12 protein-coding genes are annotated in these 10,386 nt (G+C 71.4%); 7 read left to right on the top strand and 5 right to left on the bottom strand.

The features are described from left to right. Positions 1–1,032, bottom strand: a 1,032-nt coding sequence (locus tag C1I97_RS22900; RefSeq protein WP_111005070.1) for an alpha/beta fold hydrolase, incomplete at its 3' end; no start/stop codon positions are given. A 214-nt stretch (positions 1,033–1,246) separates the two neighbouring features. Between C1I97_RS22900 and C1I97_RS22895 the strand changes: the two genes are divergently transcribed. From C1I97_RS22895 to C1I97_RS22880, 4 genes are all read left to right on the top strand, one after another. Next, complete coding sequence (locus C1I97_RS22895; protein ID WP_111005069.1) at positions 1,247–1,456, top strand: hypothetical protein; 210 nt, start codon at positions 1,247–1,249, stop codon at positions 1,454–1,456. 230 nt (positions 1,457–1,686) lie between these two features. After that, a complete protein-coding gene (locus C1I97_RS22890; protein ID WP_111005068.1) occupies positions 1,687–2,331 on the top strand; it encodes a TetR/AcrR family transcriptional regulator in 645 nt (214 codons plus the stop codon). 121 nt (positions 2,332–2,452) lie between these two features. Next, the gene (locus C1I97_RS22885; RefSeq protein WP_030854792.1) at positions 2,453–2,680 is read left to right on the top strand and encodes a DUF3107 domain-containing protein; all 228 of its coding nucleotides are present in this window, start codon (positions 2,453–2,455) and stop codon (positions 2,678–2,680) included. 171 nt (positions 2,681–2,851) lie between these two features. Continuing rightward, positions 2,852–3,121 (top strand): hypothetical protein, encoded by a 270-nt coding sequence (locus C1I97_RS22880; protein ID WP_111005073.1) that lies wholly within the window; start codon positions 2,852–2,854, stop codon positions 3,119–3,121. A gap of 42 nt (positions 3,122–3,163) precedes the next feature. Here the strand turns inward: C1I97_RS22880 and C1I97_RS22875 are convergent, their stop codons facing one another. Next, positions 3,164–3,910 (bottom strand): ferritin-like fold-containing protein, encoded by a 747-nt coding sequence (locus C1I97_RS22875; protein WP_111005067.1) that lies wholly within the window; start codon positions 3,908–3,910, stop codon positions 3,164–3,166. 495 nt (positions 3,911–4,405) lie between these two features. On the opposite strand from C1I97_RS22875, the gene C1I97_RS22870 reads away from it, so the two are divergent. Together C1I97_RS22870 and C1I97_RS22865 are read left to right on the top strand one after the other, a co-directional pair. Further along, complete coding sequence (locus tag C1I97_RS22870; RefSeq protein ID WP_258382700.1) at positions 4,406–6,334, top strand: DEAD/DEAH box helicase; 1,929 nt, start codon at positions 4,406–4,408, stop codon at positions 6,332–6,334. A 132-nt stretch (positions 6,335–6,466) separates the two neighbouring features. Continuing rightward, positions 6,467–7,366: an alpha/beta fold hydrolase gene (locus tag C1I97_RS22865; RefSeq protein ID WP_181446865.1), complete on the top strand. Its 900-nt coding sequence runs from the start codon at positions 6,467–6,469 to the stop codon at positions 7,364–7,366. A gap of 45 nt (positions 7,367–7,411) precedes the next feature. Here the strand turns inward: C1I97_RS22865 and C1I97_RS22860 are convergent, their stop codons facing one another. After that, entirely contained in the window at positions 7,412–8,317 is a 906-nt protein-coding gene (locus C1I97_RS22860; protein ID WP_111005066.1) for an NYN domain-containing protein, read from the bottom strand. Between the two features lie 194 nt (positions 8,318–8,511). Between C1I97_RS22860 and C1I97_RS40085 the strand changes: the two genes are divergently transcribed. After that, a complete protein-coding gene (locus C1I97_RS40085) occupies positions 8,512–8,688 on the top strand; it encodes a hypothetical protein (protein ID WP_181446866.1) in 177 nt (58 codons plus the stop codon). Between the two features lie 46 nt (positions 8,689–8,734). Here the strand turns inward: C1I97_RS40085 and C1I97_RS22855 are convergent, their stop codons facing one another. Together C1I97_RS22855 and C1I97_RS22850 are read right to left on the bottom strand one after the other, a co-directional pair. Beyond that, the gene (locus C1I97_RS22855; protein ID WP_111005065.1) at positions 8,735–9,340 is read right to left on the bottom strand and encodes a MarC family protein; all 606 of its coding nucleotides are present in this window, start codon (positions 9,338–9,340) and stop codon (positions 8,735–8,737) included. A 65-nt stretch (positions 9,341–9,405) separates the two neighbouring features. Continuing rightward, entirely contained in the window at positions 9,406–10,263 is an 858-nt protein-coding gene (locus tag C1I97_RS22850; protein WP_111005064.1) for a PHP domain-containing protein, read from the bottom strand. Positions 10,264–10,386 lie beyond the last annotated feature (123 nt).

Below are 10,386 nucleotides of genomic sequence, written 5' to 3'. Positions count from 1 at the left end.
GCCCCCCGCACCCACGTCAAAAGCTTCGCCACCGGCCCGTTCGGCCGCGTCCGTGCACGTCACAGCCCTGCCCTCCAACTCCCCCGTGTCCACCAGCAGTTCACGGAATGCGGTCGCCACCGTATCCGGGTACTCCATCATGGCCACATGGCCGGCGTCCGGCAGGGTGAGAAGGCGGGAGCCGCGGAAGGCCCGGGCCGCGCGCTGGGCCATGCGGAAGCCGACGAGCTGGTCGCGGCCGCCGTAGACCAGCAGCGTGGGCGCGAGGACCCGCTCGGCCTGGCGCCACAGCCCGTGCTGTCCGCCCAGCGTGTACGCGTCCACGATCCCGCGCGCGGAGCGTGCCATCGCGTCCCAGTGGTACGGCAGTCGCAGCCGCCGCTCCATCTCCCGCACCGCGTTGCGGAACCCCTCCGACGTCACCCGCCCCGGGTCGCCGTAGCACAGGGCCATGACCCCGCGGACCCGCTGCTCCACCGTCCACTCCCGGGTGAGCCGCGTGAACAGGGCGGCCACGCCCGGCACCGCGAGCAGCCCGGTCGGCACGGCGGTGCGCTGCACCCGGAGTTCGGGCAGCGCGGGCGAGACGAGGGTGAGCGTGCGCACGAGGTCGGGGCGCAGCGCCGCGACACGCGTGGAGACGGCGCCGCCCATCGAGTTGCCGAACAGGTGGACGGGTCCGCGGCCGGAGGCGTCGAGGAGGCGGATCACCGCTCGCGCGTGCCCGTTGATGGAGTAGTTGCCGTCGTCCGGTGGCGGGGAGTCCCCGAAGCCCGGCAGGTCGAGCGCCTCGCCGTCGACGAGACCGTCGAGCAGCGCCATCAGCGCCGACCAGTTCTGCGAGGAACCGCCGAGGCCGTGCACGTACAGCGCGGGCGGCAACCCCTCCCGCGCGGGTGGGCGCGCGCGCACCGTCAGCGTGATCCCGGGCAGTTCGACCGAGCGCAGGCGCTCTCCCTCCTCGAGCCCGACCGGTGTCACCCTGGGGAGAACGTTGGCGGGCGGCACGGAGGGCAGCTCGGTCGAAGACATGCGGCAATGTTACGAGACGATCACATAGCGGCTCATGTGTTCGCCGTCACACATCACGCACGCGCGGGGCCGTGGAATCGCATAGCGTCCACTTCGGGTGTCTCCTACGCTCGTACAGAGGGCACCCGTACTCGACCCCTGCCCCCCGGGGGACACCTCCAGGGGCACCCACAGGGGCACTCCGCAGGGAGATTCCGCACGAAGGGAGCCCAGCATGGCATTCGACCCCACCGATCCCGAGACGTTCGAGGACGATGCCACGGAGATCGACGTCGAGGCTCCGGAGAACGACGCCGCCGAGCAGCTGGCGGATGTCGCGCCGGACCGCGACGAGCCCCTCACCGGGGACCCGGACCGCGCCAACGAGGCGGATCTCGCCGAACAGGCGCGGGTCGTCTCCATCGACGAGGACGACTACCGGTGAGGCACGAGGTGGTGCGCGAATCCGCGTTCGAGGCACTGGACGGGAGAAACCGCCGCTGACCAGGAACGAAGCCGCGTTGTGCCCGGATTAAACCTATTTGAAACCTTCTGCGTCGCTTTTGTCACCGTCCAGTCCGTGAAATTCTGCGTTCGCACCGCGCACAGCACGGTTACCGAAAAGTACGATGACGGCGCGGCGCACACCGCATGTGGACGACTTTGGGAGGCGGCGTGACAGCCATCGAGCAGACAGAGGCGGCACGCCCGCGAGGTACGCGCCTGCCGCGCCGTGCCCGGCGGAACCAGTTGCTGGGCGCTGCCCAGGAGGTCTTCGTGGCGCAGGGCTACCACGCCGCCGCCATGGACGACATCGCCGAGCGCGCCGGCGTCAGCAAGCCGGTGCTCTACCAGCACTTCCCGGGCAAGCTCGACCTCTACCTCGCCCTGCTGGACCAGCACTGCGAGGCACTCATCCAGTCCGTGCGGAGCGCGCTGGCGTCGACGACCGACAACAAGCAGCGCGTGCGCGCCACGATGGACGCCTACTTCGCGTACGTCGAGGACGACGGCGGCGCCTTCCGGCTGGTCTTCGAGTCGGACCTGACGAACGAGCCGGCGGTGCGCGAGCGCGTCGACAAGGTCACCAACGAGTGCGCCGAGGCGATCTGCGACGTGATCGCGGAGGACACCGGCCTCTCGCGCGCGGAGTCGATGCTGCTGGCCTCCGGTCTCGGCGGCCTCGCGCAGGTGGTGGCCCGCTCCTGGCTGCACAGCGACCGCAGCGTCCCGCGCGACCAGGCGGTCCAGCTGCTGACGTCCCTGGCCTGGCGCGGCATCGCCGGTTTCCCGCTGCACGGCAGCGAGCAGCACCACTGAGCCGCGGGCTGTTCGCTCCTGGCGAGCTCCGGCACACCGTGTCAGTCCCCTCACCGGGCTAATGTGTGCAGGTACGGCGCGGAAGGTCGCGCACTTCACCGACCGTCGGAGGGACATAGCCGTGGAGGTCAAGATCGGCGTGCAGCACGCGCCCCGCGAGATCGTTCTGGAGAGCGGTCAGACTGCCGAGGAGGTCGAGCGCGTCGTGGCCGAGGCACTGGCCGGCAAGTCGCAGCTGCTGAGCCTCGTGGACGAGCACGGCCGCAAGCTCCTGGTCCCGGCCGACCGGCTGGCGTACGTGGAGATCGGCGAGCCGGCCCCGCGCAAGGTGGGCTTCGGCGCGCTGTAGCCACGGGCGGCGAAACGACGACAGGGCCCGGCGGTCTTCCACCGCCGGGCCCTCTCGCGTTTCTTCACGGGTGGCGCACAAGCCGCTCACGGAGAGGGTTGCGTTCCGCGGGCCAGGGGTATGACGGGCTACGACCGTCAGCACCGGCCGACCGTGTGGGAGGGAACCGCCATGTTCTTGGAAGCGCTCGGCTCCGCGCTGATCGGTCTGCTGCTCGGCTGGACCGCGTTCCACCGCCTGGCCCACCGTCTGCCGTCCCGCCGCCTGGTGCAGTCGACCGGCGTGGCCGGCGCCCTCCTCGGCGCCTTCGTCACGCACAGCGCACTCGGTTCCGGCAGCCTGGTGCCGGCCCTGCTCGGCGCGGTGGTCGTCTCGGTCGCCTCCCTGTCGCTGCTGGTGCGCCCCGCGGGAAGGCTGCGCCGACGGTCGGCGCCGGCCTGACCCGGCGCCGACGGGGGCGCGTCCGCCGCGGACCCCGGAGCCCTACGCCGCCAGTCCCAGCGCGGACATCCGCTTGGTGTGCGCCTCGGTGATCCGGGAGAACATCCTGCCGACCTCGGCGAGGTCGAAGCCGTCCGCGACGCCGCCGACGAGCATCGTGGACAGCGCGTCCCGCTCGGCCACGACCCGCTGGGACTGCGACAGGGCCTCGCCCATCAGACGCCGCGCCCACAGCGCGAGCCGGCCGCCCACGCGCGGGTCCTCGTCGATCGCCGCGCGCACCTTCTCCACCGCGAAGTCGGCGTGCCCGGTGTTGGCGAGGACGGCGAGGACGAGTTCGCGCGTGTCGGAGTCCAGGCGGACGGCGACCTCCCGGTAGAAGTCGCTGGCGATCGAGTCACCGACGTAGGCCTTGACGAGCCCTTCCAGCCAGTCCGAGGGCGCCGTCTGCTTGTGGAAGCCCTCGAGCGCGGCGACGAAGGGCTCCATGGCGGCGGTCGGCTCCTCGCCGATCTCCGTGAGCCGGTCGCGCAGCCGCTCGAAGTGGTGGAACTCGGCCGACGCCATCTTCGCCAGCTCGGCCTTGTCCGCGAGGGTGGGCGCCAGCTTGGCGTCCTCCGCGAGCCGTTCGAACGCCGCGAGCTCTCCGTACGCGAGCGCGCCGAGCAGGTCCACGACCGCGGCGCGGTACTGCGGGTCGGCGGCGGCCGTCGCCCAGTCCTGAGCGGCGATCCCGGTGTGTTCGGCGGGCGCGTCGGAGGCGTTGTCAGACTTGTCAGAGCTCGTCATGCAGCGCACAATAGTCCGCTCTCCGCGTCTTCGAAGGACCTGGTCAACCAGTGTGACGACGACTACGTGGCCGAATCGGCCATCGCATGTGCGCGTTTCCGGGGTATGGTGGTAATGCGCCTGCTGAGTACGCCGACGTGGATTGGCGTACGTCGACAGGCCGCACGCATGAGGATGCCCGGTCGGTGGCCCGATCGGCTCCGACCCGACAGCCCTCCCTGACCGTACGGCTCCGTGCCTACGACGATCGGAGGGACACCCTCAGCGGTACGAGCGCTAGAGCGTCGGCTGTGGTCCCGTGCCACACCACCCGCCCCGCGAGGGCGGCCGACGTCCCCGGCACGGTCAGGTGACACGACCCCCGCGCTCGCCTCGCGCCGCGTACACAGAAGAGGCAGCACCCTGACTACGACGTTCCGAGAGCTCGGGATCCTTCCCGAGACCGCCGAGGCCCTGGAAGCCGTCGGCATCACCACTCCCTTCCCCATCCAGGAGATGACGCTGCCCGTGGCCCTGACGGGCACGGACATCATCGGCCAGGCCAAGACCGGCACCGGCAAGACGCTCGGCTTCGGCCTTCCGCTCCTCGAGCGCGTGACCGTCCCCGTCGACGTCGAGGCCGGGCGCGCCGCTCCCGAGGACCTCACCGACGCCCCGCAGGCACTCGTCGTCGTCCCCACGCGCGAGCTGTGCGTCCAGGTCACCAACGACCTGCTGACCGCCGGCAAGGTACGCAATGTGCGGGTCGTCTCGATCTACGGCGGCCGGGCCTACGAGCCCCAGGTGGAAGCCCTGAAGAAGGGCGTCGACGTGGTCGTCGGCACCCCGGGCCGGCTGCTGGACCTGGCCGGCCAGAAGAAGCTGGACCTGAAGCACGTGAAGTGCCTGGTGCTCGACGAGGCCGACGAGATGCTCGACCTGGGCTTCCTGCCCGACGTCGAGAAGATCATCGACATGCTGCCGGCCAAGCGGCAGACCATGCTGTTCTCGGCCACCATGCCGGGCGCGGTGATCGGACTGGCCCGCCGCTACATGTCCCAGCCCATGCACATCCGCGCCACCGCGCCGGACGACGAGGGCATGACGGTCGCGAACACCCAGCAGTTCGTCTATCGCGCGCACTCACTCGACAAGCCGGAGGTGGTCGCCCGCATACTGCAGGCCGAGGGCCGCGGGCTGGCGATGATCTTCTGCCGGACCAAGCGCACGGCGGCCGACATCGCCGAGCAGCTGCAGCGCCGCGGCTTCGCCGCCGGCGCGGTCCACGGCGACCTCGGCCAGGGCGCCCGCGAGCAGGCGCTGCGCGCCTTCCGCAACGGCAAGGTCGACGTGCTCGTCTGCACCGACGTCGCCGCGCGCGGCATCGACGTCGAGGGCGTCACGCACGTCATCAACTACCAGTCGCCCGAGGACGAGAAGACCTACCTGCACCGCATCGGCCGTACGGGCCGCGCGGGCGCGTCGGGTACGGCGATCACGTTCGTCGACTGGGACGACATCCCGCGCTGGCAGCTGATCAACAAGGCACTGGAGCTGGACTTCAACGATCCGGTGGAGACGTACTCCACCTCCCCGCACCTGTTCTCGGACCTGGGCATCCCCGAGGGTACGAAGGGTGTCCTGCCGCGCTCGGAGCGCACCCGCGCGGGGCTGGAGGCGGAGGAGCTGGAGGACCTCGGCGAGACCGGCGGCCGCGGGCGCGGTCGCGGTGGCCGGGGCAGCCGGGACGAGGCGCGCGACGCCGACCGCGAGCGCCCGGCGCGTACGCCGCGGCGCCGGCGCCGCACGCGCAACGGCACGCCGGTGGACCCGGCATCGGCCGGGACCACCGCACCCACCGCACCGGCCGAATCCGCGGCCACGGAAGAGGCCCCGATAGAAGAGGCCACCGCCACCCGTACGCCGCGGCGCCGGCGCCGCACGCGCAGCGGTGTGCCGACGCAGTCGGTGGCGACCGCGGAGTCCATGGAAGCCGCGGAAGCCGCGGAAGCCGCAGTGACCACGGCCGAGGGACCGGCCCCCGAGGCCACGGAGCCCCCCGCGAAGCCGCGCCGCCGCACCCGCAAGTCGGCGGAGATCGAGCCCACGGCTGCCCCGGAAACACCGGAACCGGCCGAGGCGACCACCGGGACGGCACTGAACACGGCCGAAGCCACGACGGCCGAGCCGGAGGTCAAGCCCCGCCGCCGCACCCGCAAGACCGCCGAAGCGGCGGTCGACGCGGAGGCCGCTGTGGCAGTGGCCGACACCGCCGAGGAGGCCGAGGCCAAGCCCCGCCGCCGTACGCGCAAGGTCGTCGCGGAGACCGTCACCGCCGGGATTCCCGCGCAGGCCGACAGTGAGCCGGAGGTCAAGCCGCGCCGCCGCACCCGCAAGACCGCCGAGGTGAAGGCCGCCGCCGTCGTGGAGTCCGCGGAGGCCTGATCCGGCGCTCCGGCGCCGTACGAGCCGGCCGGCCCGGCAGACCTGGCAGACCGATGGCCCGGTCCCACCCCCTGGTGGGACCGGGCCATCGGCGTACACCACCGCACGCCCCCTTCCCGATAGCCTCGGCGTATGAGCAGACCTCCCACGTTCGTCCCGCCGCCCGGAGCGCGTGTGTACCGGCTGCGTACCGCGCGCGGTGAGTTCGCCGTGGTCGACGCGCCCGTCGCGGACGGTGTCGAGCCGCGGGGCACCGTCCTGCTGCTGCCGGGGTTCACCGGGAGCAAGGAGGACTTCAACCCGCTGCACGAGCCGCTCGCGGCGCGCGGGTACCGGACGGTGGCCGTCGACGGGCGCGGGCAGTTCGAGTCGGACGGGCCCGTGGACGACGAGTCCGCGTACGCCCAGGCGGAACTCGCCCGGGACGTCCTCGCGCAGGTGGAGGCGCTCGGCACCTCCCTGCACCTGCTCGGGCACTCCCTCGGCGGCCAGATCGCCCGCGCGGCCGTGCTGCTCGACCACTCCCCCTTCCTCTCGCTCACCCTGATGGCCTCCGGCCCGGCGCAGATCTCCGCCTCGCAGCAGCAGCGTGTGAAGCTGCTGCGGGACGCGCTCGGCGTGATGACGATGGCCGAGGTGTGGGAGGCCGTCCGGGCCGTGGAAACGCCCGCGCTGGAAACGCCCGAGGAGACCGACACCGGCGCCGAACTCGACGCGGGCCTCGACGACCACGAGGACCTGCGCCGCCGCTGGCTGGCCAACAAGCCTGCCCAACTCCTCGCCACCGGGCGCCAGCTGTGCGTCGAGCCGGACCGCGTCGCCGAACTCGCCACCTTACCGATGCCGTTCCACGTACTGTCGGGAACGCGGGACGAGACCTGGCCGGTGCCGCTCCTGGACGACATGGCCGTACGGCTCGCCGCCCGGCGCACGGCCGTCGAGGGCGCCGAGCACTCCCCCAACTGCGACCAGCCGCTCACCACGGCCCGCGCCCTCGCCGACTTCTGGGACGCCGTCCTCACAGGGCGATAGCCGTCCTCACAGGGCGACCTGGAGCGACCTCACAGCGCGATACGGCTAGAACTGCGTCTGCAGGTGCTCCCAGAAGCCGTCCCGCAGCACGCGCCGCAGGTCCGCCTGGCCGCGAAGGGAGTACTGGAGGATGTCTTCGGCCTCGACCAGCAGGTCCTGGTCCACCGAGCCCGGCAGATAGGGGTGCCCCGGCAGCAGCTCCCCGACGGTTTCGCGGCCGCGCGCCGCGAGCCACTTCGCGGCGATCTGGGCGCCCACGAAGCGCACGTTCTCACGGGTCGGACGGACCGTCATGGCGGGGTCGTACGCGGGCGTGGTACGCCGGGAGACGTACGGCTTGAAGAAGTCGAGGTCGAGCGTGCGCTGGCTGTCGACCTCCCAGAGCAGCGGCTCGGCCTGGTTGCGGCCCTCGGGGGCCTCGACGCCCCACAGATGGACCCGGGCGCCGTAGCCCTGGGCCGCCTCCACCGCCGACACCAGGTCCTCGTCGCCGCCGAGCAGGGCCGCGTCGCTGATGGCGCGGTGCCGGGCCAGTGACTCCAGGTCCGTCCGGATGAGGGAGTCCACGCCCTTCTGCTGGTTGTTGGCGTTGAGGTTGCCCAGGCGGACCTTGACGTCCGGGAGTTCGGCGATCGACTGCTGCTCGGCGGTGTGGATACGGCGCCTGGCTCCGTCGTACCAGTAGACGCGCAGCAGCCGGCTGTCGGCGAAGACGGTGCGGGCCCGGTCGATGAGCGCGTCGATCAGCCCCTCGGCGTCCAGGTCGAAGGCCCGGCGGTCCTCCGTCCCGGCCACCAGCCGCCCCGCCGCCGCGTAGAGGTACCCGGCGTCGACGAAGATCGCATGGGTAGAGGGTGTCTTCGCCACCTCGGCGAGCATGCGCTCCAGCAGCTCGTTCGTGCGGTCGATGCGGGCGGACAGCGCCCCGAGGTCGTCGTTCATCGCCTCCATTGTTCCGGCGGTCACGCTGCGAACACAACCGGTCCCGTTCGGTCGACCGACAGTCCCTTACTGGTCACTGATTAGTCATTCGAAGAATTTCTTTAGCGTAGGGAATGTTTGCACCGCCCGGCTCGTTGTACCCGTAGGGAACACGGAGCACCACCGCCCGTGCGCCCTCCACCACAGTAATTCTCCTCAGGAGGATGACCAGACGAAGGGAGAAGCCCTTGCGCTTCGAGATCATGCGGCTCGACGAGATCGACGGCACCGCCGTGGACAGCACCGTCGTGGACGCCGCCTCCGTCAACGGGATCGTTCAGCAGGCCGCCGCGATCGGCCAGAGGCTGTGGATCCGCCCGGCCGAGACCCCGGTCTCATAACAGCGGGGTCCCCTCACAACGGGGTCCCCTCACAGCGGGCCCGCTTTCAGGAGCCCTGGATCACCTGGGTGACGCCGTTGATGATCTGCTGGACGGCGATCGCGGAGAGCATCATGCCCGCCAGCCGGGTCACCAGCACCACGCCGCCGTCCTTGATGACCCGGATGATCAGCAGCGAGTAGCGCATGACCAGCCACAGCACGATGTGGATGGCGAGGATGGCCGACCACACCGAGACCTGGGCGGCCACATGGTCGGCCTTCTGCACGGCGAGGATGACCGACACGATCGCACCGGGCCCGGCCAGCAGCGGCATGCCCAGCGGGACCAGCGCGACGTTGACGTCCTTGGTCTGCTTGGGCTCGTCCGTCTTGCCGGTGAGCAGGTCAAGGGCGATCAGCAGCAGAAGCAGCCCGCCGGCGATCATCAGCGCCGGGACGGACACGTGCAGGTAGTCCAGGATCTCGTGGCCGAGCAGGCCGAACACGGCGATGACCCCGCCCGCCACGCACACGGCCTGGAAGGCCATCCGCTTCTGCATCTTGGCGGGTCGGCCGGCGGTCAGCGCGAGGAAGATCGGGGTGATCCCGGGGGGATCCATGATGACGAAGAGGGTGAGGAAGAGGGAGCCGAAAACGGCAGCATCGAACATCGGTGAGCAGGCCTTGCAGAAGAGTGAAAAAGAGTGAACTGACGTGAGGTGCGGGAGGGCGGGGCTCAGGCTCCGCCGGTCCCCGGCACCGGGAACGCCCCGGTCGCCCGCCGCGTGATCTCCCCGTACACCTCGGGGTCCGTCGTGTACTCACCGAGCGAGACGGTCTTCCGGCTGCCGTGGTAGTCGCTGGAGCCGGTCACCAGCAGCCCCAGTTCCCCGGCCAGACCGCGCAGCCGCGCGCGTGTGCCGGGATCGTGGTCCATGTGGTCGACCTCGAGGCCGTCGAGCCCGGCGGCGGCCAGCTCGGCGATCGTGGACTCCGGAACCGTACGGCCCCGCTTGGCGGCGGCCGGGTGGGCGAGGACGCAGACCCCGCCGGCGCCTTTGACCAGCCGGATCGCCTCGAACGGATCCGTCTCGTGCTTCTCGACCCAGGCCCGGCCGCCGTCGGCCAGCCAGTCCTCGGTGAAGGCGTCGCCCACGGTCGGTACGACGCCGAGCTCGACCAGCGCCGAGGCGACGTGCGGCCGTCCGACCGAGCCGTCGCCCGCGATCCGCGCGACCTGCTCCCAGGTGACCGGCACGCCCAGCGCGTTCAGCTTGGCGATCATCGCCTTGGCCCGCGGCACCCGGTCGTCGCGGACCAGTTCCCGCTCGGCGAGCAGCGCGGGCTCCTCGGGGTCGAAGAGGTAGGCCAGCATGTGCATGCCGACGCCGCCGATGCGGCAGGAGAGCTCGGCGCCGGTGACGAGGGTCAGTCCCTCGGGCAGCGCGGCGATCGCCTCGGTGTGTCCGCGGGTGGTGTCGTGGTCGGTCAGCGCGACGACGTCCAGACCGGCCGCGGCGGCATTGCGCACCAGCTCGGCCGGGGTGTCCGTACCGTCGGACGCGGTGGAGTGAGTGTGCAGATCGATGCGCACGACACGGACTCCAGGCGGTGACGGGACGGAAGGGGACACCCAAGGATAACGGGAGCCCAGGGGTGCCCTGTCACACCCGCTCAGCCCTTGCGCCCCCTACGACCCGGCGCCATCCCCACACGC

Origin of the sequence: Streptomyces sp. NTH33, from assembly GCF_003236365.1 — a bacterium.
In the GTDB taxonomy this organism is placed as follows: Bacteria; Actinomycetota; Actinomycetes; order Streptomycetales; family Streptomycetaceae; genus Streptomyces.
The sequence above is the reverse complement of the archived record's forward strand: the minus strand, read 5'-3'. Positions and strand labels throughout refer to the sequence as shown.

What these genes read in the sequence shown, in the direction of transcription:
- C1I97_RS22870 (WP_258382700.1), top strand. Translation starts at nt 4,406, where the DNA reads ATGACGCTGCCCGTGGCCCTGACGGGCACGGACATCATCGGCCAGGCC.
- C1I97_RS22880 (WP_111005073.1), top strand. Translation starts at nt 2,852, where the DNA reads ATGTTCTTGGAAGCGCTCGGCTCCGCGCTGATCGGTCTGCTGCTCGGC.
- C1I97_RS22895 (WP_111005069.1), top strand. Translation starts at nt 1,247, where the DNA reads ATGGCATTCGACCCCACCGATCCCGAGACGTTCGAGGACGATGCCACG.
- C1I97_RS22855 (WP_111005065.1), bottom strand. Translation starts at nt 9,340, where the DNA reads ATGTTCGATGCTGCCGTTTTCGGCTCCCTCTTCCTCACCCTCTTCGTC.
- C1I97_RS22860 (WP_111005066.1), bottom strand. Translation starts at nt 8,317, where the DNA reads ATGGAGGCGATGAACGACGACCTCGGGGCGCTGTCCGCCCGCATCGAC.
- C1I97_RS22875 (WP_111005067.1), bottom strand. Translation starts at nt 3,910, where the DNA reads ATGACGAGCTCTGACAAGTCTGACAACGCCTCCGACGCGCCCGCCGAA.
- C1I97_RS22865 (WP_181446865.1), top strand. Translation starts at nt 6,467, where the DNA reads ATGAGCAGACCTCCCACGTTCGTCCCGCCGCCCGGAGCGCGTGTGTAC.
- C1I97_RS40085 (WP_181446866.1), top strand. Translation starts at nt 8,512, where the DNA reads ATGACCAGACGAAGGGAGAAGCCCTTGCGCTTCGAGATCATGCGGCTC.